Annotated in this window: 25 protein-coding genes, 1 tRNA gene and 1 other RNA gene; 15 read left to right on the plus strand and 12 right to left on the minus strand. The window is 67.9% G+C overall.

What is annotated here, in order from left to right; all coding sequences use genetic code 11:
• Positions 1–2: 2 nt before the first annotated feature.
• The 5 genes from pcaG (at position 3) to XaplCFBP3123_RS13050 (ending at position 4,897) form a co-directional block, all read left to right on the plus strand.
• Complete coding sequence (gene pcaG, locus XaplCFBP3123_RS13030) at positions 3–566, plus strand: protocatechuate 3,4-dioxygenase subunit alpha (protein WP_104534426.1); 564 nt, start codon at positions 3–5, stop codon at positions 564–566.
• 300 nt (positions 567–866) lie between these two features.
• Entirely contained in the window at positions 867–2,249 is a 1,383-nt protein-coding gene (locus tag XaplCFBP3123_RS13035; RefSeq protein ID WP_429001630.1) for a 3-carboxy-cis,cis-muconate cycloisomerase, read from the plus strand.
• Between the two features lie 10 nt (positions 2,250–2,259).
• Positions 2,260–3,048, plus strand: a complete 789-nt coding sequence (pcaD, locus tag XaplCFBP3123_RS13040; protein ID WP_104534428.1) for a 3-oxoadipate enol-lactonase — start codon at positions 2,260–2,262, stop codon at positions 3,046–3,048.
• A 252-nt stretch (positions 3,049–3,300) separates the two neighbouring features.
• Positions 3,301–3,705, plus strand: a complete 405-nt coding sequence (gene pcaC / locus XaplCFBP3123_RS13045) for a 4-carboxymuconolactone decarboxylase (protein ID WP_104534429.1) — start codon at positions 3,301–3,303, stop codon at positions 3,703–3,705.
• Positions 3,706–3,970: 265 nt separating this feature from the next.
• Positions 3,971–4,897 carry an alpha/beta hydrolase gene (locus XaplCFBP3123_RS13050; protein ID WP_104534430.1) on the plus strand — a complete coding sequence of 309 codons (927 nt, stop codon included), beginning with the start codon at positions 3,971–3,973 and terminating at the stop codon, positions 4,895–4,897.
• A 16-nt stretch (positions 4,898–4,913) separates the two neighbouring features.
• Here the strand turns inward: XaplCFBP3123_RS13050 and XaplCFBP3123_RS13055 are convergent, their stop codons facing one another.
• Positions 4,914–5,771: an IclR family transcriptional regulator domain-containing protein gene (locus XaplCFBP3123_RS13055; protein ID WP_104534431.1), complete on the minus strand. Its 858-nt coding sequence runs from the start codon at positions 5,769–5,771 to the stop codon at positions 4,914–4,916.
• Positions 5,772–5,918: 147 nt separating this feature from the next.
• On the opposite strand from XaplCFBP3123_RS13055, the gene XaplCFBP3123_RS13060 reads away from it, so the two are divergent.
• The 3 genes from XaplCFBP3123_RS13060 to XaplCFBP3123_RS13065 all read left to right on the plus strand — a co-directional run bounded on the left by XaplCFBP3123_RS13060 (position 5,919) and on the right by XaplCFBP3123_RS13065 (position 8,063).
• Positions 5,919–6,779, plus strand: coding sequence for a PA4780 family RIO1-like protein kinase (locus XaplCFBP3123_RS13060; RefSeq protein WP_104534432.1), 861 nt, complete (start codon positions 5,919–5,921; stop codon positions 6,777–6,779).
• 75 nt (positions 6,780–6,854) lie between these two features.
• Positions 6,855–7,055, plus strand: coding sequence for a hypothetical protein (locus tag XaplCFBP3123_RS21235; protein WP_146091342.1), 201 nt, complete (start codon positions 6,855–6,857; stop codon positions 7,053–7,055).
• Between the two features lie 57 nt (positions 7,056–7,112).
• Positions 7,113–8,063 carry an alpha/beta hydrolase gene (locus XaplCFBP3123_RS13065; protein ID WP_104534433.1) on the plus strand — a complete coding sequence of 317 codons (951 nt, stop codon included), beginning with the start codon at positions 7,113–7,115 and terminating at the stop codon, positions 8,061–8,063.
• A 138-nt stretch (positions 8,064–8,201) separates the two neighbouring features.
• Here the strand turns inward: XaplCFBP3123_RS13065 and XaplCFBP3123_RS13070 are convergent, their stop codons facing one another.
• The 3 genes from XaplCFBP3123_RS13070 to XaplCFBP3123_RS13080 all read right to left on the minus strand — a co-directional run bounded on the left by XaplCFBP3123_RS13070 (position 8,202) and on the right by XaplCFBP3123_RS13080 (position 12,084).
• Positions 8,202–8,912, minus strand: a complete 711-nt coding sequence (locus XaplCFBP3123_RS13070; protein WP_104534578.1) for a DUF2490 domain-containing protein — start codon at positions 8,910–8,912, stop codon at positions 8,202–8,204.
• A 219-nt stretch (positions 8,913–9,131) separates the two neighbouring features.
• Positions 9,132–11,036 carry a tRNA uridine-5-carboxymethylaminomethyl(34) synthesis enzyme MnmG gene (mnmG, locus tag XaplCFBP3123_RS13075; protein ID WP_104534434.1) on the minus strand — a complete coding sequence of 635 codons (1,905 nt, stop codon included), beginning with the start codon at positions 11,034–11,036 and terminating at the stop codon, positions 9,132–9,134.
• A gap of 580 nt (positions 11,037–11,616) precedes the next feature.
• A complete protein-coding gene (locus XaplCFBP3123_RS13080) occupies positions 11,617–12,084 on the minus strand; it encodes a hypothetical protein (protein ID WP_104534435.1) in 468 nt (155 codons plus the stop codon).
• A gap of 157 nt (positions 12,085–12,241) precedes the next feature.
• On the opposite strand from XaplCFBP3123_RS13080, the gene XaplCFBP3123_RS13085 reads away from it, so the two are divergent.
• The 3 genes from XaplCFBP3123_RS13085 to XaplCFBP3123_RS13095 all read left to right on the plus strand — a co-directional run bounded on the left by XaplCFBP3123_RS13085 (position 12,242) and on the right by XaplCFBP3123_RS13095 (position 14,303).
• Positions 12,242–13,201: a pyridoxal-phosphate dependent enzyme gene (locus XaplCFBP3123_RS13085; protein WP_104534436.1), complete on the plus strand. Its 960-nt coding sequence runs from the start codon at positions 12,242–12,244 to the stop codon at positions 13,199–13,201.
• On the plus strand, positions 13,186–13,803 hold the full coding sequence (locus XaplCFBP3123_RS13090; protein WP_104534579.1) for a YdcF family protein: 618 nt from the start codon (positions 13,186–13,188) through the stop codon (positions 13,801–13,803). Before XaplCFBP3123_RS13085 ends, XaplCFBP3123_RS13090 begins: the two co-directional genes overlap by 16 nt.
• Positions 13,804–13,883: 80 nt before the next feature.
• Entirely contained in the window at positions 13,884–14,303 is a 420-nt protein-coding gene (locus XaplCFBP3123_RS13095) for a nuclear transport factor 2 family protein (RefSeq protein WP_104534437.1), read from the plus strand.
• Positions 14,304–14,508: 205 nt separating this feature from the next.
• Here XaplCFBP3123_RS13095 and lpxO read toward each other — a convergent pair whose 3' ends face one another.
• On the minus strand, positions 14,509–15,414 hold the full coding sequence (lpxO, locus tag XaplCFBP3123_RS13100; protein WP_104534438.1) for a lipid A hydroxylase LpxO: 906 nt from the start codon (positions 15,412–15,414) through the stop codon (positions 14,509–14,511).
• 100 nt (positions 15,415–15,514) lie between these two features.
• On the opposite strand from lpxO, the gene XaplCFBP3123_RS13105 reads away from it, so the two are divergent.
• Positions 15,515–15,590: non-coding RNA, sX9 sRNA (locus XaplCFBP3123_RS13105), on the plus strand.
• Positions 15,591–15,758: 168 nt separating this feature from the next.
• On the opposite strand, the gene bioC is transcribed toward XaplCFBP3123_RS13105, so the two are convergent.
• The 5 genes from bioC to bioB form a co-directional block, all read right to left on the minus strand.
• Complete coding sequence (bioC, locus tag XaplCFBP3123_RS13110) at positions 15,759–16,643, minus strand: malonyl-ACP O-methyltransferase BioC (protein WP_104534439.1); 885 nt, start codon at positions 16,641–16,643, stop codon at positions 15,759–15,761.
• Positions 16,644–16,838: 195 nt separating this feature from the next.
• Entirely contained in the window at positions 16,839–17,621 is a 783-nt protein-coding gene (locus XaplCFBP3123_RS13115) for an SDR family oxidoreductase (RefSeq protein WP_104534440.1), read from the minus strand.
• Between the two features lie 43 nt (positions 17,622–17,664).
• Complete coding sequence (gene bioH / locus XaplCFBP3123_RS13120; RefSeq protein WP_104534441.1) at positions 17,665–18,426, minus strand: pimeloyl-ACP methyl ester esterase BioH; 762 nt, start codon at positions 18,424–18,426, stop codon at positions 17,665–17,667.
• Between the two features lie 230 nt (positions 18,427–18,656).
• A complete protein-coding gene (gene bioF / locus XaplCFBP3123_RS13125) occupies positions 18,657–19,862 on the minus strand; it encodes an 8-amino-7-oxononanoate synthase (protein ID WP_104534442.1) in 1,206 nt (401 codons plus the stop codon).
• Positions 19,863–19,959: 97 nt separating this feature from the next.
• Entirely contained in the window at positions 19,960–20,994 is a 1,035-nt protein-coding gene (gene bioB / locus XaplCFBP3123_RS13130; RefSeq protein WP_104534443.1) for a biotin synthase BioB, read from the minus strand.
• A 49-nt stretch (positions 20,995–21,043) separates the two neighbouring features.
• Here bioB and XaplCFBP3123_RS13135 point away from each other — a divergent pair, with 49 nt between their 5' ends.
• Positions 21,044–21,769 (plus strand): ComF family protein, encoded by a 726-nt coding sequence (locus XaplCFBP3123_RS13135; protein ID WP_172453251.1) that lies wholly within the window; start codon positions 21,044–21,046, stop codon positions 21,767–21,769.
• Between the two features lie 107 nt (positions 21,770–21,876).
• Here the strand turns inward: XaplCFBP3123_RS13135 and ubiA are convergent, their stop codons facing one another.
• Positions 21,877–22,782 (minus strand): 4-hydroxybenzoate octaprenyltransferase, encoded by a 906-nt coding sequence (ubiA, locus tag XaplCFBP3123_RS13140; protein ID WP_104534445.1) that lies wholly within the window; start codon positions 22,780–22,782, stop codon positions 21,877–21,879.
• Between the two features lie 35 nt (positions 22,783–22,817).
• Here ubiA and XaplCFBP3123_RS13145 point away from each other — a divergent pair, with 35 nt between their 5' ends.
• A complete protein-coding gene (locus XaplCFBP3123_RS13145) occupies positions 22,818–23,000 on the plus strand; it encodes a hypothetical protein (protein ID WP_104534446.1) in 183 nt (60 codons plus the stop codon).
• Between the two features lie 11 nt (positions 23,001–23,011).
• A tRNA-Arg gene (locus XaplCFBP3123_RS13150) sits at positions 23,012–23,088 on the plus strand.
• Between the two features lie 171 nt (positions 23,089–23,259).
• Here XaplCFBP3123_RS13150 and XaplCFBP3123_RS13155 read toward each other — a convergent pair.
• A complete protein-coding gene (locus XaplCFBP3123_RS13155) occupies positions 23,260–23,601 on the minus strand; it encodes an HPF/RaiA family ribosome-associated protein (RefSeq protein ID WP_104534447.1) in 342 nt (113 codons plus the stop codon).
• Between the last annotated feature and the right edge of the window lie 62 nt (positions 23,602–23,663).

Here is a 23,663-nt window from a genome sequence, read left to right on the forward strand (position 1 = left end):
CGATGAGCCTGTACACGACACCGTCGCAAACCGTCGGCCCTTACTACCGGCTGGGGCTGGAGCCGCTGTATCGCGAGCAACTGGCTCCTGCACAGGCTGCGGGAACCCACGTGCGGGTCAGTGGCTGCGTCTTCGACGGCGCCGGCAGCCCAGTGGCCGACGCGGTGCTGGAACTGTGGCAGGCCGATGCGGCCGGCATCTATGCGCATGCCGCCGATGCCCGCTGCCAGGCGCACGATCCCGGCTTCGATGGCTGGGGCCGCGTGCCGACCGACGCGCAGGGGCGTTTTTCCTTCAGCACCGTCAAGCCAGGCCAGGTCGCCGGCCCGGATGGCAAGCTGCAGGCAGCGCATCTGACCGTGCTGGTCTTCATGCGCGGGCTGTTGCGCGGTGTGTCGACGCGGCTGTACTTCGCCGACGATCCGCAGCTGGGCAGCGACCCCCTCCTGGCCCTGGTGCCTGCCGAGCGCCGCAGCACGCTGCTGGCCCAATCGCGCGGTGGCGGCGACTACGTGTGGGACATCCATATGCAGGGCGATGCGGAAACCGTGTTCTTCAACTATTGAGCGCATCGTCAGTGCTGGGGTTGCCATGCATGGATGTGTCCGCGTGAGCAGCACGCCTGTACCTGCGTGCAGATGCTGCGCACCTATCGCCGCGCGCCGAGCAAGCACATGCCGGCGCGCGATGCCATCGGCGATCCATCGTGAGTGCGTGGTACCCGTGTGCGATGCCGTGACCCGCAGCGACACGCGCAGGGGCGAAACATGCACTACACCGCGCATGGCCAATCCCGGCCCCGATGACCGCGTGTGCGGACCACGCGCCATGGCAGACACCAGTTGGCACTCCCGCACATCGGTGCCATGCTGCCGGCACGCCACCAGAGGCCATGCATGACTGCGACGTCTTCCCTGTTGGGATCCTTGTTTGGCGAGCCCGCCTGCGACGCGTTGTTCGATGACGCGGCGCGCGTGCAAGCGATGCTGCAATTCGAATCCGCGCTCGCCCGCGCACAGGCGCAGTGCGGCGTGATTCCCGCCGGGGCCGCGCATGCCATTGCCATTGCCTGCGATGTGCAGCATTACGATCTGGCCGCGTTGGCCCAGGCCACCGCACTCGCCGGCAATCCCGCCATTCCACTGGTCAAGGCGCTGACCGCACGCGTGGCCGCCCACGATGCGCAGGCCGCGCGCTGGGTGCACTGGGGTGCCACCAGCCAGGACGTCATCGATACCGGCACGGTGCTGCAGCTGCGCGCCGCGCTCGACCTGCTGCTGCCGCGCCTGCAAGGCCTGTGCGCCGCGCTGGCCGCGCTGGCCGCGCGCGAACGCAACACCGGCTTGCCTGGGCGTACCCTGTTGCAGCAGGCGGTGCCGGTCACCCTTGGGCTCAAGGTCGCCGGTTGGCTGGATGCGCTGCAGCGCGCGCAACACCGCCTGCAGGCCTTGCGGCGGGATGGGCTGGTGCTGCAGTTCGGGGGTGCGGCCGGCACGCTGGCGTCGTTGCAGGAGCGCGGCCTCGATGTCGCCCAAGCACTGGCAACGACGCTGGCGTTGCCGTTGCCCGCGTTGCCGTGGCATACCGCACGCGATCGCTTCGTCGAGGTCGGCTGTGCGTTTGGCCTGCTGGCCGGCACCCTGGGCAAGATCGGTGGCGACGTGGTGCTGCTGATGCAGTCGGAAGTCGGCGAAGTGTTCGAGCCGGCCGCGGACGGCAAGGGCGGCTCCTCGGCGATGCCGCACAAGCGCAATCCGGTGTCCAGCGTCGCCGCGGTTGCTGCTGCCACACGCGTGCCCGGCCTGGTCGCGACCTTGTTCAGCGCGATGGCGCAGCCGCATGAACGCGCCGCCGGGCAATGGCATGCCGAATGGGAGACATTGCCGCAGATCGTGTGCCTGACTGCCGGCAGCCTGGCGCAGATGCAAGGCTGCCTGGCCGACCTGCAGCTGGATCGCGAGGCCATGCGCGCGCACCTGCACAGCCATGGCGGCGTGCTGTATGCCGAAGCGGCGGTGTTGGCGCTCGCAGCGCAGCTCGGCAAGCCGCAGGCGCATGCGCTGGTCGAACAGGCGGTGGTGCGCGCACAGGCGCAGCAACGCCATCTGCGGGAGGTGCTGGGCGATGACGCGCAGGTGAGCGCGGTACTCACGCAGGCGCAACTGCAGGCGGTGTTCGATGTGGACAGCTGGCGCGGCATGTCCTCGGTCTGGATCGACCGCGTGCTGGCCGATTCTTCATCTCGCTAACGGTGCTCCGATGGCTTATCTCCAGTTGCCCACGCATCGCCTGCATTACCGCCTCGACGGCACCGAAGGTCGCCCCTGGTTGACCTTCTGCAACTCGCTGGGCACCGACCTGCACATGTGGGACGTGCAGATCGCCGCGTTTGCGCCGCATTACCGCATCCTGCGCTACGACCGCCGCGGCCATGGCGATTCGGATACGCCGTCGGGCCCGTATCGCGTTGCCGACCTGGGCCAGGACGTGCTGGCGCTGTGGGATGCATTGCAGATCGCGCAAAGCGACTTCTGCGGTCTGTCGATCGGCGGGCTCACCGGGCAATGGCTGGGCCTGCATGCGCCGCAGCGCCTGCGCCGGCTGGTGGTGTGCGCCACTGCGCAGAAGATCGGCAGCGTCGACAACTGGAACGCGCGCATCGAACAGGTGCGCAGCGAAGGCTTGCAGGAGCTGGTCGATGCCACCTTGCAGCGCTGGTTCACGCCGGCATTTGCGATCAGCCATGCGCAGCGCCTGGACATGATCGTGGCCGCCTTCGTATCGACATCGCCGCAGGGCTATATCGCCTGCTGTCAGGCGGTGGCCGACGCCGACTTCCGTGGCGCGCTGGACGCGCTGGAACTGCCGCTGCTCGCACTGGCCGGCGACGACGACCCGGTCTGTCCGCCGGCCGATCTGCGCGAGATCGCCTACGCGGCCCCGCACGGCCACTACGCACAGGTGCCGGGCCGGCATATCTGCAACCTGGAGTCGCCGGCCGCGTTCAACGACAGCGTGCTGGGCTTTCTGCAGGCCGACCACGTGTGATCCTCCACCCGGCCAGGCAGCTGCCGGGTGCGTGGAGCCGGTACCTCGATCCGGCACGCACGGCGCTCGGCATTACCGCTCATGCGCTGTATCTGCGCCCCGCTGGCCACGGCCGCCTGCCTGTTGTCGGCGATGTCAATCGCGACCAATGCACCTGATCCCAGCGCTTGTCCTGCGATCGCCGCCAGCACCCGATTCCCGATTCCCGATTCCCCATTCCCCATTCCCCATTCCCACTCAGGAGAGATTCCGATGCAGGAAGACGAGCGTTACCAGGCGGGTTTGCGCGAGCGCCGACGCGTCCTGGGCGATGCGCATGTCGAGCGCTCGCTGGCCGCACGTACCGAGTTCACCGACGAGTTCCAGGCGCTGATCACCCGCTATGCCTGGGGCACCATCTGGACCCGCGATGGACTGCCCGCGCACACCCGCTCGCTGCTCACCCTGGCGATGATGGTGGCGCTGGGCCACGACGAGGAATTCAAGCTGCACGTGCGCGCCGCGCGCAACAACGGCGTCGCGCCCGAGCAAATCAAGGAAGTGTTGCTGCAAGCCGCGGTCTATTGCGGCGTGCCTGCCGCCAACCATGCCTTTGCGCTGGCCAAACCCATCCTCGAAGAGCAGGCAGGCGAAGAAGAGCCGGTGCGCGAAGGCTGACGGCCACGGCTGCACACGAATGCAGCAGGCGCGCTGCGCTGACGCGCCATGCGGCAATGCAATGCGACCGGTTAGGTAGGCACGCCCTGGTCGTCCAGCATCGCATGCGGCGGCAAGAATGCAGACGCAATGCCCCTGGTTGCAAGCCGGCGGCGCCGTATGCACGCCAGCCGGTGATGACATCATCCAGCGACGGCGGGATGATGGACGTGCGTCAACGGACAACCGGTTCCGTTCGCATACGACATTCCCCACGAGGTTGCCGATGCCGCTGCGTAACGTCTGTGTGCTTTTGCTGCTGCTCACCGCATCCGGGCTGCAGGCACAACCGCATCCCGGCCCCGGCACCCAGCTGGCGCAGGTGCGCAGCGACGATGGCCAGACGCTGGCAGTGTGGTCGCGCGTCCCGGCGCAGCCGCGCGGCGCGATCCTGCTGGTGCATGGGCGTACTTGGAGTGCGTTGCCCAATTTCGATCTGCAGGTTCCCGACGAACCGCGCGATGCGCGCTCGGTGCTGGCGGCATTGGCGCAGGCCGGTTATGCGGCCTATGCGGTCGATCTGCGCGGCTACGGCGGCAGCGCGCGCGATCGCAGCGGCTGGAACACGCCCGCGCGCGCAGTGGCCGATGTCAGTGCGGTGCTGAGCTGGGTCGCCCGCCAGCACCCGCAGCTGCCGCCGCCGGCGTTGCTCGGTTATTCCAATGGCGCGCGGGTGGCGCTGCTGCTCGGCCAGCAACATCCGCAGGCGCTGTCGGCGCTGGTGCTGTACGGCTTCCCGGACGATGTCGACGCAGCTGCCGACGCCACCCCGGCGCCCGCGCAGCCATTGCGCGCGCGCACCACGGCCGCAGCGGCCGGCGAGGATTTCATCACCGCCAACGCCGCACCGCCCGGCGTGCGTGCGGCCTATGTGGCACAGGCGGTGTCGGCCGACCCGGTGCGCACCGACTGGCGCGCGATGGAGCAGTTCGCCTTCCAGCCCGAGCAGGTGACGACGCTGCCGGTATTGCTGCTGCGTGGTGTCGACGATCCCATCGCGACCCAGTCGGACAACGCCCACCTGTACGCACGTCTGCGCAGCGAAGATCGCAGCTGGGTCACGCTGCCGCACGCCGATCACGTGGCGCACGTCGAGGACACCCATGCGGCCTGGGTGGATGCGGTGGTGAGCTTCCTGCGCCGGCCGCGCTGAGCACGCCCGCCACCCACTAACTCAACAACGCACCCAGCCGCTGCGCCGCCTGCTTCAACGGCTCCAGCAGCGTCTGCATCGTCTGCAGGCTCACGCGCCCGGCCTGGGCGCCGATGTTGAGCGCGGCGATCACCTCGCCGCGCAGGTTGCGCACCGGCACCGCGATCGAGCGCAGGCCGATTTCCAGTTCCTGGTCGGTCAGGCACATGCCTTCGCGGCGCGTGCGTGCCAGCACTTCCAGCAGTGCAGAGGCCTGGGTCACGGTGCGGTCGGTACGCGGGCGCAGCGTGGTGCGCTCCAGGTACGCCTGCAAGGTGTCGCCGGGCAGGGCGGCCAACAGGACGCGGCCCATCGAGGTGCAGTAGGCCGGCAGGCGTGTGCCCGGGCGCAGCCCGATCGACATGATGCGCACCGTCTCCGCGCGTGCCACGTACAGCAGGTCGTCGCCGTCCAGCACACCCAGCGAACAGGATTCGTGCAACTGGTCGCGCAGGCCGTCCAGCACCGGCTGCGCCGCCGCAGTCATCGACGAAGACGCCGCATAGGCGCCGCCGATCCCCAGCACGCGCGGCAGCAGTACGTAGCCGCGGCCCTGCTCGCCGACATAGCCCAGCCTGGCCAGGGTATGCAGCACCCGCCGCACCGCCGCGCGCGAGATGCCGGTCTCCAGGCTGATCTGCGACATCGTCACCTCGCGCGCGTGCTGGGCGAACACGCTCAGCACCACCAGCCCGCGGCCCAGCGAGGTCATGAAGTCCGGGTCGCCCTGGGCCGCGGCGATCTGCTGCATCAACTCATGCGGCAGGCCGCGTTCGCTACCGGTGGTGGCCACGGCGGCGGGGCGTTTGCGGCGGCTGGAGGCGGGCTCGGGCATCGGATCGCGGGCTGGACGGGTCCATGCATGGTAAGCGCTCACGCCGATGCATGCGCCCGGTCGCAGCTTGTGCCCGGACATGTAAGCGCTTCACCCTGGTTGCCGCATAATCGCTGCTGGTTTGTTTCGGATCGGTCCCCTTAGTCCATGAAAACCCCCAAGGGCCTGCAACCGCTGATCGACGACGGCATCATCGACGAAGTGTTGCGACCACTGAAGAGCGGCAAGGAAGCATCCGTCTACGTGGTCAGCACAGGCGCCGACATCCTGTGCGCCAAGGTCTACAAGGACATGGCGCAACGTAGCTTCCAGGCGCGCGTGCAATATCAGGAAGGCCGTAAAGTGCGTGGCAGCCGCCAGGCGCGCGCGATGGGCAAGGCCACCAAGTTCGGCCGGCGCGAAGCCGAGACCGCGTGGAAGAACACCGAAGCCGAGGTGCTCTACCAACTGATGGACGCCAGCGTGCATGTGCCCAAGCCGCGCGGCTATTTCCACGGCGTGCTGCTGATGGACCTGGTCACCGACGAGGCCGGCCACAGCGCGCCGCGGCTGGGCGAAGTGGACCTGGAGCCGGAGCAGGCACGCAGCTTCCACACCAGCCTGATCGGCGATGTGGTCAAGATGCTGTCGCTGGGCCTGGTGCATGGCGATCTGTCCGAATACAACGTACTGGTCTCGCCCGAGGGCCCGGTGTTGATCGATTTCCCGCAGGTGGTCAGTGCTGCCGGCAACAATGCCGCGCGCGACATGCTGCTGCGCGACGTGCACAACCTGCGCGACTGTCTCGGCCGCTTCGCCCCGGAGTTGCTGGAAACCCATTACGGCGAAGAGATGTGGGCACTGTTCGAAAAGGGCGAGCTGCGCCCGGACAGCGTGCTGAGCGGACGCTTCAAGTTCGACACCCGCCGCGCCGACGTGCGTGCCATCCGTGCCTCGATCGAGGACTCACGTCAGGAAAACCTGATCCGTCAGCAAGGCCGCGAGGCCGCTGCCGAGGACGAAGACTAGACCGCCGTTGCGGTTCGTGCGCTATTCGGCGCGACAGCAGCGCCACGCCTGGAGCGCTGCCGGCATGCACCGCTCATGGTCGTCAGACAGTTGCGCGCGGATGCAAGCACGCAGACGCGATGCAGCGCAGCAAAAAACAAACGGATGCCGTTTGCGCAACTGTTCGCCAAGCGCGCGTCAGGCATCGCCGCTGCAACCGCACGCATCGGCAGCACCGGTTTCTGCGGTGCTGTGGCGCAAATCCGCAACGTCATTGAAATGATTGATGACATTTAATGGTGATTGATCATCAGTATCTGGCAGGCTCAGCCATCGTCTTCCGGAGCGTCCGTCATGTCGTTTGATCCCGATGTCGTGCGCCTGTTTGCCCAGCTCCAACACGCCGCTCAACCACCGATGGAAACCCTGCCGATCGAGGGCGCACGCGCAATGATGCGTGCACTCGGCGCGCAGCTGGGTTTCCCACGTGTAGAGATGGCCGAAGTGCGCGATCTGCAGGCCGGCACCGCTGCCGGCACGGTGCGCCTGCGCCTGTATCGCCCGTCCGGGCTGGCCGCCGGTCCGGCCCCGACCTGCCTGTTCGTGCACGGCGGCGGTGGTGTGGTGGGCGACCTCGACTCCCATGACGACGTCTGCCGGCAACTGGCGGCGCGCGCCGGCTGCCAGCTGCTGGCGATCGACTATCGCCTGGCACCGGAACATCCCGCGCCGGCCGGCGTGGAGGACGTGATTGCGACCCTGCACTGGCTGGTTGCCCGACCCGACGCGGTCAATGCCGATGTACAGCGCCTGGCAGTGGCTGGCGACAGTATCGGCGGGGCCATGGCCGCGCGCGACGCCGGGATCGCGTTGCGCTGCCAGGTGCTGGTGTATCCACGCACCGATGCGCGCGAGGACAACGGGCAGTATCCGTCGCGATTGCACAATGCGGGCGTGCCGCCGCTGACGATAGAGGCGGTGCGCTTCTTCAAAAGTCATCTGTTGCCCGACCCCGCCGTTGCACAGGACTGGCGCGTCTCGCCGATGCTGGCGCCGGAGGTGGCCGGGGTTGCGTCCGCGCTGATCATCGTGGGCGATCGCGACATGCTCTACGACGAAGGACGCAGCTATGCCGAACGTCTGCGCGCCGCTGGCGTGGAAGTCACCCTGCACAGCTTTCCCGGCATGATCCACGGCTTCATCAATATGGGCGGGGTCCTGCGCGCCGCCGGCGAAACGCTGGAGATGGCGGCACTGGTGCTGCGTCAGCGCTTGCTGCCCGCCATCGAGCGCAGGGCGGCGTAAGGGCGTGCGGCAGGCGTGTGCCATGCGCGGCTGCCGCAGCGCTGCAGCCATGGCCTCATGCAGGTCACCGACGCCGGGAAACGACGATCAAGGCCCGCACTCACCGCACGACCGCTCGCTACGTGTTGTTAGCCGCTCTCAGAAGTTGAAGCGGAACGTGGTCATCAGCACGTGGTTTTCGCGGTCCACCGTGCGGGTATTGACGAACTGATTCAGATAGCCGATGTCGACATTGGCGATGTCGTTGAACTTCCAGTTGATGCCGACGAAGACGCGGTTCTGGTCGAGACCGCGACGCGCCCCCCATTCGGTCTGATCGAGATTGACGAACAGTTCGTTGAACGCCACCCACGACAGTTGCGGAGACAAGGCACTGGGCCGGACGGCCCTGATCATCTGGCGCACCCGATACCCTTCGTCGCTGAAACCTTCGCGGTGACGCTGCTCCAGACGCGTGCGACTGGTCATGGTGATATTTGCAATCGGATCGAACTGATATTGAAACTGTCCCCACCAGCGATTCTCGCGGTTGGAGGATTGCCCGGCCGGGTGGCTGATGATGGTGTCGTAGCCCATCCAAACACTGGCCTTGGGATTGAGCCGGTAAAACACCGCAGGGCGCAGGATCAATTGATCGAACTGTTCGCCCTCTTCGCGCCAGCGTGGATGCACATCCATGCTCCAGTACAGGTTTTCGACCGGCAGCTTGCCCTGGGCATACACGCTCAGCCAGTAACGCCCGTCTTCTTCGGTCTGCGCGGCCGCGTGCGAGGTGCCGCCCAGCATCAGCAGGAGGGCGGGACAGGCGATTCGGCAGGTTGGCCTCAGCAGGGCGCGCAGTGGGTTCATGAACAGGACGTCGTCAGTGGTGCCGGAGCATACCAACTCTGTCGCGACCTCCATCAAACTTCCCGGCATCGCCCATGCGATGCCGACGTGTGGGTTCGCATGCGGCGACATGGCGTCGCGCTGTGACATCTGCTGACAATCAGCCACGCGTTTTCAGCGTGTAACCGCAGGGGTTCGAACAGACCGCCGACATTCACCTGCCCGCGCCTGGGCGGGCGCTTACGCCACCTGGCTGCGGCGCGCCCGTTCCAGATGCACCAGCAGCAGCGAGATCGCCGCCGGCGTCATGCCGGGAATGCGTTGCGCCTGGCCGATGCTTTGCGGGCGCACGCGTTCGAGTTTCTGCTGCACTTCGTTCGACAACCCGCGCACGCCGGCATAATCGAATCCTTCCGGGATCGGCGTGGTTTCATGGCGCTGCTGACGCGCGATGTCGCCGCGTTGGCGATCCAGGTAACCGGCGTACTTGACGCTGATCTCCACTTGCTCGGCTACCTGCGCATCGTCCACGCCCGGCCCCAGCGTCGGCACGCGCATCAAGGTGGCGTAGTTGAGTTCGGGGCGCTTGATCAGGTCCAGCGCGTTGGTTTCGCGGCTCACCGACACGCCCAGGGTCTGGGCCACGTCGCGGCCCAGCGCATTGCCCGGGGTCGCCCATAGCGCCGACAAGCGCGCGCTTTCGCGCTGCACCGCCTCCTGCTTGGCGGAAAACCGCGCCCAGCGCGCATCGTCGACCAGACCCATCGCGCGGCCGACGCCGGTCAGGCGCGCATCGGCGTTGTCCTCGCGCAGCTGCAGCCGGTATTCGGCGCGGCTGGTGAACATGCGATACGGCTCGGTGGTGCCGTGGGTGATCAGATCGTCCACCAGCACGCCCAGGTAGGCCTCGTCGCGGCGCGGCGACCATGCCGGTAATCCCTGCACATGCCGCGCGGCATTGAGCCCGGCCAGCAGGCCCTGTGCGGCGGCCTCCTCGTAACCGGTGGTGCCGTTGATCTGGCCGGCGAAGAACAGCCCGCCCACCGCCTTGGTTTCCAGCGAGGCCTTGAGCCCGCGCGGGTCGAAGAAGTCGTATTCGATCGCGTAGCCGGGGCGGGTGATATGCGCCTGCGCAAACCCGTGGATCGAGCGCACCAGCGCCAGCTGCACGTCGAACGGCAGCGAGGTGGAGATGCCGTTGGGATAGATCTCGGCCACCTCCAGGCCTTCGGGCTCGACGAAGATCTGGTGGCTGGTCTTCTCGGCAAAGCGCACCACCTTGTCTTCGATCGACGGGCAGTAACGCGGGCCGATGCCTTCGATCTGCCCCGAATACAGCGGCGAGCGATGCAGCGCGCTGCGGATGATGTCGTGGGTCTGCTCGGTGGTCTGGGTGATCCAGCAGCTGACCTGGCGCGGGTGATCGCTGAGCTGGCCCATGAACGACATCACCGGCAGCGGATCGTCGCCGGGTTGTTCGGCCATCACGCCGTAGTCGAGCGTGCGCCCGTCGATGCGCGGCGGGGTACCGGTCTTGAGTCGGTCGATCGCGAACGGCCGCTCGCGCAGCCGCGCGGCCAGCGTGGTGGCCGGCGGGTCGCCCATGCGTCCGGCCGCGTACTGGGTTTCGCCGACATGGATCTTGCCGGCCAGGAAGGTGCCGGCGGTCAGCACCACCGCCGGCGCTTCGAAGCGCAGCCCGGTCTGGGTGATCACGCCGCGCACGCTGTCGGCTTCGGCAGCGCCGTGGTGGATGATCAGGTCGTCCACCGCCGCCTGGAACACGGTCAGGTTGGGCTGCGCCTCGACGATGCTGCGGATCGCGTTGCGGTAGAGGTTGCGGTCGGCCTGGCAACGGGTGGCGCGCACCGCCGGCCCCTTGGAGGCATTGAGCGTGCGCCACTGGATGCCGGCCTGATCCGCCGCGCGTGCCATCGCCCCGCCCAGCGCGTCGATCTCCTTGACCAGATGGCCCTTGCCGATCCCGCCAATGGCCGGGTTGCAGCTCATCGCGCCCACTGTCTCGATGTTGTGGGTCAACAGCAACGTGCGTGCACCGGCGCGCGCGGAGGCCAGCGCCGCTTCGGTGCCGGCATGGCCGCCGCCGATCACGATGACGTCGTAGCGATAGAAGGTATCGGACATGGGCGTGGACCAGGAGCAGAAGGAAGTTGGCGGCCGCGAAAGTATCGGCTGAAGGGCGGGTTAGGTCACGAAACCACTAAAATTGTGACGTGTATCACATTATTGAACAGTGGCACTCAAGTTGGCATGTTCCGTGCGGATATCCCTACTGCACCCGTCGTGGCATTGCGACATGGGCGCAAGGCTGGAATTGGAACAGGGGCCAGCCACGCGTGCGATGGGGTAGCGTAAGGGTCGGTAGTCGGGGGACTGCCGACCCTTATTTTTTTCTGCGATCCAATGCCAGCACGGCCCAGCCTGCTCGCACGGGTATCCCCAGCTGCGGCACGGCAGACCAGACGACAAAACATAAAGCCCCGGCATGCCGGGGCTTTATGTTTTGGAGGCGCCGATATCCGACAGGGCCGGAACAGGGGGGATCCAGATTTCCCTGTCGGACATCGACATAAGTCGGTCAGTGAAACGGGTCAGGTCAAAAAATGACGTGGCAGGTCACACAGAGCACCTAGCTTGCAACCAAGTGCCGGCTGAACGCAAGCCCCCAACATCCCCATTTGTGGGCCACGTCGCAGTCAGCACCTCAGGGAATCTGCTCACGCGTGTTGCGTGGCGCGGTCTGCCGTTGAATCTCCCGGATCACCCGCGGCGGAGCACCGATGCGGGGCGGCGGCCGCGACGGCGGAGCGCCGGTCGCCGGTGGGCGGTTGGGCTGTTGCGGGCGCGGCCCGTTGGGACGCGGGCCATTGTTGAACGAGCCATTTGGACGTGGTGGCCGGTACTGCGGGCGCCGATCGTTCTGGCGATAGTAATAGCCACCGCCGCCGCGGTAGACCGGATACACCGGGTAGTCGTACAGCCCGATCGACCCTGCGCCATACGGGTTGCCGTACGGGTTGCCGTAGGAATACGGCGAGTACCCCGGCGGGTAGCGATACTGCACCGCAGGCGCGCCGCGGTAATAGCCGCCCGACCCAGCGCCGGTGTAGTCGTAGGTTGCGCAGCCGCCCAGGGCCAACAGCCCGGCGGCGAAGATCAGACGGAATTTCATCGATGGTGCCCTCCTGCAACCATGGTGTCACTTTCGAGCCGATGCATTGAATCGGTCCTTAACTGTGCCGCAATGTGGCGCTTCTGCATCGATCCAGCATGCGCGGGCACTGCGCCTGCAGCCGTGAAGGCGGGGGCGATACGTTAATCTTGCAGGCATGATCGAGACGATCCCTCTTGCCCATTCCGACGTCCTGCAAGCCGCCGCGCGCATCGCGCCGCAGTGTGCGCCGACGCCGCTGCTGACCTCGCACAGCCTGGACGCCCTCTGCGGTGCGCAGCTGTTCTTCAAGGCCGAACACCTGCAGCGCAGCGGCGCATTCAAGTTCCGTGGCGCCTGCAACGCGGTGTGGTCGTTGCCGGCAGAGCTTGCCGCGCGCGGCGTGGTCACCCATTCGTCCGGCAATCACGGCGCTGCGTTGGCACTCGCCGCGCGCACCCGCGGGATCGGCTGCCACGTGGTGGTGCCCGAAGGCGCGGTGGCCGCCAAGCTGGCCAATATTTCCCGTCACGGCGCCACGCTGTGGCGCTGCGCGCCCACCATCGCGGCGCGCGAGCAGATGTGTGCCGAGGTCCAGGCCGGCAGCGGCGCGACGCTGGTGCATCCATATACCGACCCGGCGGTGATTGCCGGGCAGGGCACCGCCGCGCTGGAACTGCTGCGGCAAAGCGGCGGGCTGGATGTGCTGGTGGCACCGGTCGGCGGCGGCGGGCTGGCCGCCGGCACTGCGCTGGCGCTGCGATCGGCGCCGGGCTGCGCGCTGGTGCTTGCCGAGCCGAGCGGGGCGGCCGACACCGCGCGCTCGTTGGCCGCCGGCGAGCGCCTGGTCGACTTCGTGCCCGACACGCTCTGCGACGGCCTGCGCGGCACCCTGGGTGCGCCGAATTTCGCGCTGTTGCAGGCCGCCGACGCGCAGGTGATCACCGTGGACGATGCAGCGGTGGTGCAGGCGATGCGGCTGATCTGGCAGATCCTCAAACATGTCGTGGAGCCGTCCTCGGCGATTGCGCTGGCGGCGGTGCTGGCCGACCCGGCACGCTTTGCCGGGCGGCGGATCGGGCTGATCCTGTCCGGCGGCAATGTCGATCTGGACGTGCTGCCCTGGGCCGCGGCGTGAGCAGGCGGTCGCGCGGGATGGGTCTGTGGGGCTGGTGCTGGCGCCTGTGCATGCTGACGTTGATCTGGCTGGTGGGCGTGGCCGGCTGGATCGTCTGGGTCGGCGATCGCGACCAGGCCGCGCCGGCCGACGTGATCATCGTGCTGGGCGCGGCCGCCTACGACGCGCGCCCCTCGCCGGTGTTCGAAGAGCGCATCCGGCATGCGCTGGACCTGTACGCGCAGGGCTACGCGCCGCGGCTGCTGTTCACCGGCGGCTTCGGCAATGGCGCGCGCTTTGCCGAGTCGCAGGTGGCGCGGCGCTATGCGCTACGCCACGGCGTACCGCCGGAGGCGATCGTGATCGAGACGGTCTCGCGCACCACCCGGCAGAATCTGCAGCAGGCACGCGCGCTGATGGACCGGCACGGCATGCACCGGGCGATCATCGTCAGCGACCCGTTGCACATGGCGCGCGCGCTGCGGCTGAGCGATGAGCTGGGGGTGGACGCGCTGGCCTCTTCCACGCCCAGCACGCGCTTTCGCAGCTTCCACACCAGCTGGCGCTTCCTGCTGCAGGAGGTCTATTACTTCCATCGCGATCTGGTGGTGCAGGGCGCCTGACGCCGGGTGTGCCGCGAGGCAGGCGTGTTGAAGCGCACAACGCGCTCTATGATGCGGCTTTCCCAGCGGCAGGTGCGAGCATGAGCGAGAGCAATCGGCAACACGCCACCGGCCTGGTCCAGGCTTACTACGCGGCATTCAACCGCGGCGATTGGGACGCCATGCTGGCGTTCCTGGCCGACGACGTCGCGCACGATCTCAATCAGGGGCCGCGCGAGATCGGCCGGGCGGAATTTGCCGCCTTCCTGCAGCGCATGAACGACAGTTACCGCGAGCAGCTGCGCGACATCGTGATCACCGCGAACGAGGACGGCACGCGGGTGGGTGCCGAGTACGTGGTGCACGGGGTCTACCACACCACCGACGAAGGCCTGCCGGAAGCCAACGGGCAAACCTATGTGCTGCCGGGCGGTGCGTTCTTCGCTGTGCGCGACGGCACCATCACCCGTGTGACCAACTACTACAACCTGCAGGAGTGGATCGCGCAGGTCTCGCGCTGAGCGCATCGACCGGCACTGCGTAGGAGCGCACCCGGGCGCGATAACGCGTCACCGGTAACGCCTCATCGCGCCCGGGTGCGCTCCTACGTGATTGATGCGGTATTGCGGCCGGACCTCTGCCTATGTAGGAGCGCGCTTGCGCGCGATTGAGCGTCACCGGTAACGCCTCATCGCGCCCGGGTGCGCTCCTACGCTGCGGTCGGGGTTACAGCAACACGATCCCGACCACCACCAGGATGAAGATGCCCCACTTGAGCGTCTGGTACAGCGGATTGTTGCGTTCCTTCAGCGCCTTGGCCTTCAGGCGTGCGGCATAGAAATAGCGGAACACGCGGTTGATGCCGCCGGTCTTGTCGCCTTCCTGATTGGGCGAGGCGCCGGCCGAGAGCAGGCTGCGGCCGACGAAGCGGTTCACCGCCGCCGCCCAGCGCCAGCGCATCGGGCGCTCGATGTCGCAGAACAGGATGATGCGGTCCTGGCCGGTGTCGTTGCGCGCGTAGTGGATGTAGGTCTCGTCGAACATCGTCCACTCGCCATCGCGCCAGCTATGGCGCTGCCCGTCGACATCGATGAAGCAGCGGTCGTCGTTAGGCGTGGCCAGCCCCAGGTGCAGGCGCATGGACCCGGCGAACGGGTCGCGGTGCGGGCGCAGTTCGCTGCCTGGCGGCAACTCGGCGAACATCGCCGCCTTGACCGTGGGGATGGACTTCAGCAGCGCGGTGGTCTGCGGACACAGCTCGGACGCCGACGGGTGCGCGGTGCCGTACCACTTCAGATAGAAGCGCTTCCAGCCGCGGCGGAAGAACGAGTTGAAGCCGATGTCGGTGTAGCCGTCGGCGGCGCGGATCTTCTGCATCTGCTGCAGCGCCACCGCTTCATCGCGGATCAGCGGCCAGTTGGCGCGCAACGGCGCCAGCTCCGGGAACTCCTTGCCGGGATCGATGAACGGTGTGGTCGGCACCCGCGAACACAGATACATCAGCGTGTTGATCGGTGCCATGAAGGTGGAATGGTCCAGCAGCTGCCGGCTGAGCCGGTGCCGCACGCGACCGCGGTAATGGATGTACAGCGCCGATGCGATGAACAGCGCGATGATGAGCCACTTCAACATTGGGAAGGCCGATTGGGGGACGGGGGCCGCAAACCTAAGAGCGGCTATCGAAACGACAGTGCAGCGGCCGGGCGGGGCGCTGCCGGTGCTCGGAACCTGCATGTACCACGTGTACACAGCGGTTCCTGCGCGCCGTCTGCAGCCACCTGACGACTGCTTGCTGCGTCTTGCTAGCCACGCCGGTTGAGGCGTCGAAAAGGCAAACCGCAACAGGAACATGCGGCCGTTGACTGCTGAATTCTACCGGGTGTCGCGACCGAGCCTGACAGGTCCGCATTGGTGTCGTCGCAAAACTGTGTGTCTCGCCGGCAGCGGCTGCGGTGCTGCCGGCGATCTGCACGCGGCTAGTCGATGCGGCGGCGGATCGGGATCGAGGCCACCGGCACGCTGGCGACGTCGTGCCCCTGTTCGCGGATGGGCGCGCCCGGTGCCGGTGCCCAGGCATGGGCGTAGATCACTTCCCAGGAGCTGGGCAAGCTGCCGTCCGGCCGCCGCAAGGGCTCGTAGGCGGCGCTGGCGGCGGCAAAGCGGCCGCGCCCGGTCAGGGTGGCGCGGCGATTGCTGAGTGCGTTGGTGGCGCCCATCGCGCGCAGCTCGCGCATCAAAGCGGGCAGGTCGCTATAGGTCAGCGTGAACAGGTCGCGGTCCAGCACCGGGTCGCGGAAGCCGGACATCAGCAAGGCATCGCCGAATTGGGCGATCGGCGGAAACCGGCTGACGTGCGGGGCCGGGTCGGCCTGGGCGAAGGCCTCGCGCAATTCGATCAGCGTTTCCGGACCGAAGGTGGAGCACAGCAACAAGCCGCCCGGTCGCAGCGCACGGCGGAAACCGGCGAACACCGCTGGCAGGTCTTCCACCCACTGCAGGCACAGGTTGCTGAAGATCACGTCCACGCTGCCGTCGGCCACCGGCAAGGCGCGTGCATCGGCGCAGACCTGTGCGAACGGCTTCCACCAGCCCGCCGCCTTGCGCGCCTGGCGCAGCATCGGCATGGCCTGATCCAGCGCGATCACCTGCGCCTTGGGCCAGCGCTTCTTGATCGCGCCGCTGGCATGGCCGGGGCCGGCGCCGACATCCAGCACCACCTTGGGCACCTGGTCGCCCAGGTAGTCGAGCGATTCGAGCAGGCGCGTTTCCGCTTCGCGCTGTAGCGCGGCGGCGGCGGCATAGCTGCTGGCGGCACGCGCAAAGGCGCGCCGGACGTGGCGGGGGTCGAAAGTACTGTTCATGAGCGGCGCTATTGTCGCCTGTGGCCGGGGCGGAGGGAATCGATGTGTGGCCTGGCATCGGCCTGGAGAGCTCAGCGGTCGGTCGGTCTGCCAGCGGCTGCGCGGCGACCGGCAACGGGTTTCGACGTGCCGAGTCGTGGCCGAACACGAACGGATGCCCGCGGTCGCCACAACCCGCCGCGTGGCCGGCGCGCTCTAGAACGTGCCGGGATAGCTGCCGCCGTCGATCAGCAGGTTCTGCCCGGTGATGTAGCCGGCCTGTGCGCTGCACAGGAACGCGCAGGCCGCACCGAATTCGTCCGGCTCGCCGAAGCGCCCGGCCGGAATGCCCGCGCGCTTGCGCTCGGCGACATCCTCGGCGCCGAGGCCGTGCTGTTGCGCGATCGCCGCGAAGTTGCCGCGCAGGCGGTCGGTGGCGAACTGGCCGGGCAGCAGATTGTTGATGGTGACGTTGTCGGCGACCGTGCTGCGCGCCAGCCCGGCGACGAAGCCGGTAAGGCCGGCGCGCGCGCCATTGGACAGGCCGAGGATGTCGATCGGCGCCTTCACTGCACTGGAGGTGATGTTGACGATGCGGCCGAAGCGCCGCGCGCGCATCGCATCGACGCTGGCGCGGATCAGTTCGATCGGCGCCAGCATGTTGGCGTCCAGTGCGCGCAGCCAGTCGTCGCGGTCCCACTGACGAAAATCGCCGGGCGGTGGGCCACCGGCGTTGTTGACGAGGATATCCACCTGCGGGCAGGCGGCGAGCGCATCGTTGCGTCCTTGCGGAGTGGCGATATCGGCCACCACGCTGCGCACTTCGCCGGCGCCCGGCAATGCGCGCAACGCCTCGGCGGACTGCTCCAGGGCATCGCGGCCGCGCGCGACGATCACCACGTTGGCGCCTTCGCTAACCAGTGCGCGTGCGCAGCCCAACCCCAAGCCTTTGCTGGCGGCGCACACCAGTGCCCAGCGCCCGGCGATTCCCAGATCCATGCGTATTTCCTCTATCAGCGATGCCGCATGATCGACGATCCGCTCACGGCACGGACGCAACGAAGCGTTGCAGCGCCTCGGCGACCTGATCGGCATGGCCAAGAAACGGTGCGTGCCCGCCACCGGCAATGGTCAGCGCCTGCGCGTGCGGCGCCAGCGCCGCGGCGGCCTGCATGCCTGCCGCCGGTACCAGCCGGTCGCGTTGGCCGGCAATCCACAGGCTGGGGCGTGCGAGCTGCGGCAGCGCGCGGCGCAGGTCGCTGCGTTCCAGCAGGTTCAGGCCTTGCTGCAGTGCTTCGGCGGCAGGTTCGCCGCGCGCCACCAGCGTCTCGCGCAGGCTGCGCAACTCGGCGCGGGCATGCGCCGAGCCCAGCGTATCCAGCGCCAGAAACCGCTCCAGCGTGCCGCGATAGTCGCGCGCCAAGTCCTGGCCGAATTGCACGAACACCTCGCGCTCGACTGCGTCGGGCCACTCGTTGCCACGCACGAAGCGCGGCGTGGCCGCGATCATCGCCAGCCCGCGCAGCTTGGGCTGGGTGGCCGCGGCATGCAGCGCGAACAGCCCGCCCAACGACCAGCCGACCCACACCGCCGGCGGCGTGGCGGCGGCGATGCCGGCGACCACGTCCGGCAGCGCCAGCGGCGTGCCGTCGTCGCGGCTGAAACCGTGCCCGGGCAGATCCACCAGATGCAGTTGATGGTGCGCGGCCAGGCGTTCCACCAACGGCGCAAACACGCCGCCGTGCAACGCCCAACCGTGCAGAAGAACCAGTGCAGGCCCGTGGCCGATGACATCGATATGCATGCGGGGATTGTCGCTGATGGCGTTGACCGGCGCATGGGTCGGCGCGTGCGGCGCGAAGTGTCTTGCGCCAGCATGCGCTGCGCGTGCAGCTGATCTGCACTGCGCGCCAGGCCCGTTGCGGGCGTGCATGAGCGCGCCAACACCGGCGATCCGGCGACATCAATGACGCTGCCTCGTCGCGCAGCGGCTGCCGCCGCGCGGCTACTGCGCAATCGTCTTGAGCGCGGCCCTCAAGCAGACGCACGCAACGGCTGCCGACTGACCACATCGCGCGCCTGCACGATGGCCTCGATCAAGGCCTGCACCTGCTGCGGCGTATGCAGGGCGGACAAGGTCACACGCAGACGCGCCTTGCCTTCGGGCACGGTGGGCGGGCGGATCGCGCCGACCAGAAAGCCGGCCTGTTCCAGCGCCACGGACATCGCCATCACCGTGGCTTCTTCGCCGCACAGCAGGGGCTGGATCGGCGTATCGGAGGCCATCAGTTCGAAGCCATGGCGGCGTGCGCCATCGCGGAAACTGCCGATCGACTCGGCCAGCTTGGCACGCCGCCAATCGTCGCGACGCGCCAGGCGCACGGCCGCCAGGGTCGCAGCGACCTGCGCCGGCGGCAATGCGGTGGTGTAGATGTAGGGGCGCGCGGTTTCGGCCAGGTGGCGCACCAGCGTTTCTTCGCCGACAACGACGGCGCCATAGCCACCGAGCGCTTTGCCCAGGGTCACCAGTTGCAGCGGCACCTCGGCCACGCCCAGTCCGGCATCGGCCACGCAGCCGCGCCCCTGCGGCCCGAGCACGCCCACGCCATGTGCGTCGTCGACATAGAACAGCGCCTGCTGCATGCGCGCGACCAGGCTCAGCGCGCGCAGCGGCGCGACATCGCCATCCATGCTGAAGACGCCATCGCTGGCCAGCATCGCCGCGCCCTCGGGCGCGCCCTTGAGCTGACGCATCGCGCCTTCCACATCCAGATGTGGATAGCGGCGCAGCCGGCAGCCGGCCAGGCGCGTGGCATCGAGCAGGCTGGCGTGGTTGAGCCGGTCCTGCACGCAGACATCGTCCTCTTCGCTGAGCAAGGCCTGCTGCACCGCCAGGTTGGCGATGAAGCCGCTGCCGAACAGCAGCGCCGACGGATAGCCGAGCCACTGCGCGATCTCGCGCTCCAGCGTCTCGTGCGCGGTGTGGTGGCCGCAGATCAGGTGCGAGGCGGTGGCGCCGGCCCCATCGCGCGCGGCGGCGTCCTGCAACGCGGCGACCACTCCGAACTGCTGCGACAGGCCCAGATAATCGTTGGAGCAGAAACCGGTCAGCCAGCGGCCATCGACTTCCAGCCGCACGCCATCGCGACGCCCCACCAGCCGCCGCACCCGCACCCGTTCCTGGGCCACACGCAATGTGCGCAGCGACGAAATCCGTTCGTGCAGATCGGGGCGAGCCATGGGGGCATTCAACGGCAGAAGGGGCCGTTAGCGTAGCCTGCCGCGCTCGGCGCGCCCAGCCGGCACCGACGATCGGTGCCGGGCGCTCGATTCGCGGTTAGGCGGCGTGCTCGCAGGCCGGGCTGCGGGTAATCTCCGCATGCACGGTGCCGGGGTGGTCGTGGTCGGCGGCGTCGACGGTGATCTGCATCGGGCGCAGGCCCAGGCGCTGGAACAGGGCCTGGTCGCGTTCGGTGTCCGGGTTGCCGGTGGTCAGCAGTTTTTCGCCGTAGAAGATCGAGTTGGCGCCGGCCAGGAAGCACAGCGCCTGCAGTTCGTCGCTCATCGCTTCGCGGCCGGCGGACAGGCGCACCATCGAATGCGGCATCGTGATGCGGGCGACCGCGATCATGCGTACGAACTCGAACGGATCCAGTTGCTGGGTGCCGTGCAGCGGGGTGCCGGCGACCTGGACCAGCTGGTTGATCGGGACCGAATCCGGATGCGCCGGCAGCGTGGCCAGCGCCAGCAGCAGGCCGATGCGGTGCTCGCGGGTTTCGCCCATGCCGACGATGCCGCCGCAGCAGGTCTTCAGGCCGACATCGCGCACATGCTCCAGCGTGTTCAGGCGGTCCTGATACTGGCGGGTGTGGATGATCGAGTCGTAGTAATCCGGCGCGGTGTCCAGATTGTGGTTGTAGTAGTCCAGCCCGGCGTCCTTGAGCGCGCGCGCCTGGCCGGCGTCGAGCATGCCGAGCGTGGCGCAGGTTTCCAGGCCCATCGCCTTGACCTCGCGGATCATCGCCGCGACCTTGGGGATGTCGCGCTCCTTGGGCGAGCGCCAGGCCGCGCCCATGCAGAAGCGCGAGGCGCCGGCGGCCTTGGCCTGGCGTGCCTTGGCGACGACCTCTTCGGTCTCCATCAGCTTTTGCGCGGTCACGCCGGTGTCGTAGCGCTGCGCCTGCGGGCAGTACGCGCAGTCTTCCGGGCAGCCGCCGGTTTTGACCGACAACAGCGTGGAGACCTGCACCTGCGCCGGATCGAAATGGGCGCGATGCACGCTGGCGGCGCGGTGCAGCAGCTCCGGAAACGGCAGATCGAACAGCGCCTGCAGCTCATTGCGATCCCAGTCATGGCGTACGACAACAGACATCGGGGTTTCCTGACAGTCAGCGGCTTGGAAGCCAGGCAGTCTGGTGAGCATGGAAGAGGCTGTCAACTTCGATGAGGTGCGTTCGGTTTACAGGTGGCCGCGACGGGTGTTGCGGCTGCTGCTGCCGAGCCTGTGCCTGGTGTGCGCTGAAGCAGGCAGCGCCGATTGCGATCTGTGCCCGTCGTGTCGCGCCGCATTGCCGGATCACGGGCACGCCTGCCTGTGTTGCGCAACGCCGGTGTACGCCTCCGATGGCGCGCTGCCATGCGGGCAATGCCTGCAGCATCCGCCACCGCTGCAGCGCGCGCATGCGTGCTTCACCTATCGCTGGCCGGTGGACGGTCTGCTGCGGCGTTTCAAGTTTCACCAGGATCTGGCCGCCGGGCGTCTGCTCAGCGAGTTGATGGCCACAGGTTGTGCGGGCCTGCCGCGTCCGCAGGCGCTGGTGCCGGTGAGTCTGCATCCGCAGCGCTTGCGCCAGCGGGGTTACGATCAGGCCCTGGAGCTGGCCAGACCGCTTGGCCGCGCGCTGCGGTTGCCCTGCCTGCCGTTGCTGCGCCGGGTCCGCGCGACCGCGCCGCAATCGGAGCTGGATGCGGCCGAGCGCCAGCGCAATCTGCGCCAGGCCTTTGTCGCGCGTGGCACCTTGCCGGCGCATGTGGCCTTGGTGGATGACGTGATGACCACCGGTGCGACGCTGCATGCGGCGGCGCAGGCCTTGCGTCGGGCCGGTGTGCAGCGGGTGGATGCGTGGGTATGCGCGCGGGTGCCGTGACGCTTGGTGGGTTGTGAGCTGCACCATGGGGCTTCGCCCGTACCCTCACCCGACCCATCTCCCCCGGGGAGAGGGGCGTAAGCCGAGGCGATTTGCCTGTCTGCGGGTCAGCGCACTGCCAGGGCCGCGGCGATGCCGACGAAGATCGCCAGGCCCACCCAGTTGTTGTGCAGGAAGGCGCGGAAGCAGGGGCCGCGTTCGCGATGGCGGGCGAGGCGGAATTCGTAGGCCACCAGCAGCACTGCAACGCCCAGTCCTGCCCAATATGCGATGCCGAGATCGACGCGCAGGCCGACCAGTGCCAGTGCCGCAAACATCGCTGCGTACAGCAGGCCCTGCGCGATCAGGTCGAACCTGCCGAACAGGATGGCGGTGGACTTGCTGCCCATGCGGATGTCGTCCTCGCGGTCGACCATGGCATACCAGGTGTCGTAGGCCGTCGCCCAGAGGATGTTGGCCGCGTACAGCAGCCAGGCCAGCCATGGCACGCTGCCGTGCACCGCGGCAAAGGCCATCGGGATGCCCCAGCCGAAGGCCATGCCTAGATAGACCTGGGGCAGGTGGGTGTGGCGTTTGAGATAGGGGTAGCTGGCGGCCAGCAACACGCCCGGCACGCTCAATGCCACGGTCAGCCAGTTGAGCGTGAGCACCAGCGCGAACGCCACCAGCATCAGCGCCACGAACACCCACAGCGCCTCGCGCCCGGACACCGCGCCGGTGGCCAGCGGACGCGACTTGGTGCGCTCCACATGCGGGTCCAGCCAGCGGTCGGCATAGTCGTTGATCACGCAGCCGGCCGAGCGGGTCAGCCAGACCCCGGCGGTGAATACGAACAGCGTCCACAGCGGCGGCAGGCCACCTGCAGCCAACCACAATGCCCACCAGGTAGGCCACAGCAATAACAGGCTGCCGATCGGACGATCGCCGCGGACCAACGTCCAGTACTGCCCCAATCGCTGCGGCCAGGTCAGCGCGGGCGCTGCCGGCAGCTGTTCAACACCATGCTTGTTCATGCTGCAAAGGGTAGCAGCGCGGCTCGGCTGCGGTCATGCGCTGGGTGATGCTCGAGCCAGGCATCGTCCAACCTTTCGGGCGGCTGCGCGACGCCGTGCCAACCCGGTTCGCGCGGGCGGTGGATCCGGGCTGGCCCGGCCGGCAACGCGGCGGTGCCCAGCCGTTCGACAGGCTCGCGCTGCGGGGTGTCACGCGCGCGGCAGCGGTTCTGGCATAATGCCCGACCAGGCGCTCGTAGCTCAGCCGGATAGAGTAGTGGCTTCCGAAGCCATTGGTCGGGGGTTCGAATCCCTCCGGGCGCACCAGATCAAAACCCATCGGCCCGCTGCAGTGATACTGCAGCGGGCCGATTGCGTTTCTGGATCAGGGTATGGATGGCGCCTTGAGTGTCGACGCGTCGTGGGCATTGCAACGCCATCAAGGGATCGGTTGTCAGTTGGCAGGGGGCGCCGAGCGCCGCCCTGCCCAGGCCCGGATCAGAGCACTTCCGGCGGCGGTGCGGTGGCCTTGGCGTGCTGCTTGCCACGTGCGTGTTCGATGGCGGTGCGCAGCTTGCGCGCGGCGCCGGTGACGGCCGAAGCGGTGGTTTCGGCGCTATTGGTGGCCGCGATCGGTGGCAGGCCGGCGACGTGCGCCTCGATGCTGCAGGTCCGATCCGCCGCGCCGCCGCGTTGGCCGTTTTCATCGCGCAAATGCACGTCGACGCGGGTGATGTCGTTGGCGAAATGCGCCAGCTGGGCGGAGCAGGTCTTCTCGACATGCTGCACGACAGAAGGGTCATGCGGCACGTGCTTGTCGGTCTGGATCTGAATCTGCATAGAGTGTCTCCTTCGCGGTCATCCGCTGCGTCTGCCGTAGCGGTGACCCGATTCTGCGACAG

The organism is Xanthomonas arboricola pv. populi (assembly GCF_002939945.1).
Lineage (GTDB): Bacteria > Pseudomonadota > Gammaproteobacteria > Xanthomonadales > Xanthomonadaceae > Xanthomonas > Xanthomonas arboricola_A.

Bases quoted from the DNA above. Each gene is read 5' to 3' on its own strand.
- XaplCFBP3123_RS13095 (WP_104534437.1), top strand. From the start codon at position 13,884: ATGAGCGAGAGCAATCGGCAACACGCCACCGGCCTGGTCCAGGCTTAC.
- bioH (WP_104534441.1), bottom strand. From the start codon at position 18,426: ATGCATATCGATGTCATCGGCCACGGGCCTGCACTGGTTCTTCTGCAC.
- XaplCFBP3123_RS13065 (WP_104534433.1), top strand. From the start codon at position 7,113: ATGTCGTTTGATCCCGATGTCGTGCGCCTGTTTGCCCAGCTCCAACAC.
- pcaD (WP_104534428.1), top strand. From the start codon at position 2,260: ATGGCTTATCTCCAGTTGCCCACGCATCGCCTGCATTACCGCCTCGAC.
- XaplCFBP3123_RS13070 (WP_104534578.1), bottom strand. From the start codon at position 8,912: ATGAACCCACTGCGCGCCCTGCTGAGGCCAACCTGCCGAATCGCCTGT.
- XaplCFBP3123_RS13115 (WP_104534440.1), bottom strand. From the start codon at position 17,621: ATGGATCTGGGAATCGCCGGGCGCTGGGCACTGGTGTGCGCCGCCAGC.
- XaplCFBP3123_RS13035 (WP_429001630.1), top strand. From the start codon at position 867: ATGCTGCCGGCACGCCACCAGAGGCCATGCATGACTGCGACGTCTTCC.
- pcaG (WP_104534426.1), top strand. From the start codon at position 3: ATGAGCCTGTACACGACACCGTCGCAAACCGTCGGCCCTTACTACCGG.
- ubiA (WP_104534445.1), bottom strand. From the start codon at position 22,782: ATGAACAAGCATGGTGTTGAACAGCTGCCGGCAGCGCCCGCGCTGACC.
- XaplCFBP3123_RS13155 (WP_104534447.1), bottom strand. From the start codon at position 23,601: ATGCAGATTCAGATCCAGACCGACAAGCACGTGCCGCATGACCCTTCT.
- pcaC (WP_104534429.1), top strand. From the start codon at position 3,301: ATGCAGGAAGACGAGCGTTACCAGGCGGGTTTGCGCGAGCGCCGACGC.
- bioB (WP_104534443.1), bottom strand. From the start codon at position 20,994: ATGTCTGTTGTCGTACGCCATGACTGGGATCGCAATGAGCTGCAGGCG.
- XaplCFBP3123_RS21235 (WP_146091342.1), top strand. From the start codon at position 6,855: ATGGTCGTCAGACAGTTGCGCGCGGATGCAAGCACGCAGACGCGATGC.
- bioC (WP_104534439.1), bottom strand. From the start codon at position 16,643: ATGAACAGTACTTTCGACCCCCGCCACGTCCGGCGCGCCTTTGCGCGT.
- XaplCFBP3123_RS13060 (WP_104534432.1), top strand. From the start codon at position 5,919: ATGAAAACCCCCAAGGGCCTGCAACCGCTGATCGACGACGGCATCATC.
- mnmG (WP_104534434.1), bottom strand. From the start codon at position 11,036: ATGTCCGATACCTTCTATCGCTACGACGTCATCGTGATCGGCGGCGGC.
- XaplCFBP3123_RS13135 (WP_172453251.1), top strand. From the start codon at position 21,044: ATGGAAGAGGCTGTCAACTTCGATGAGGTGCGTTCGGTTTACAGGTGG.
- XaplCFBP3123_RS13050 (WP_104534430.1), top strand. From the start codon at position 3,971: ATGCCGCTGCGTAACGTCTGTGTGCTTTTGCTGCTGCTCACCGCATCC.
- XaplCFBP3123_RS13055 (WP_104534431.1), bottom strand. From the start codon at position 5,771: ATGCCCGAGCCCGCCTCCAGCCGCCGCAAACGCCCCGCCGCCGTGGCC.
- bioF (WP_104534442.1), bottom strand. From the start codon at position 19,862: ATGGCTCGCCCCGATCTGCACGAACGGATTTCGTCGCTGCGCACATTG.
- XaplCFBP3123_RS13145 (WP_104534446.1), top strand. From the start codon at position 22,818: ATGCGCTGGGTGATGCTCGAGCCAGGCATCGTCCAACCTTTCGGGCGG.
- XaplCFBP3123_RS13080 (WP_104534435.1), bottom strand. From the start codon at position 12,084: ATGAAATTCCGTCTGATCTTCGCCGCCGGGCTGTTGGCCCTGGGCGGC.
- lpxO (WP_104534438.1), bottom strand. From the start codon at position 15,414: ATGTTGAAGTGGCTCATCATCGCGCTGTTCATCGCATCGGCGCTGTAC.
- XaplCFBP3123_RS13085 (WP_104534436.1), top strand. From the start codon at position 12,242: ATGATCGAGACGATCCCTCTTGCCCATTCCGACGTCCTGCAAGCCGCC.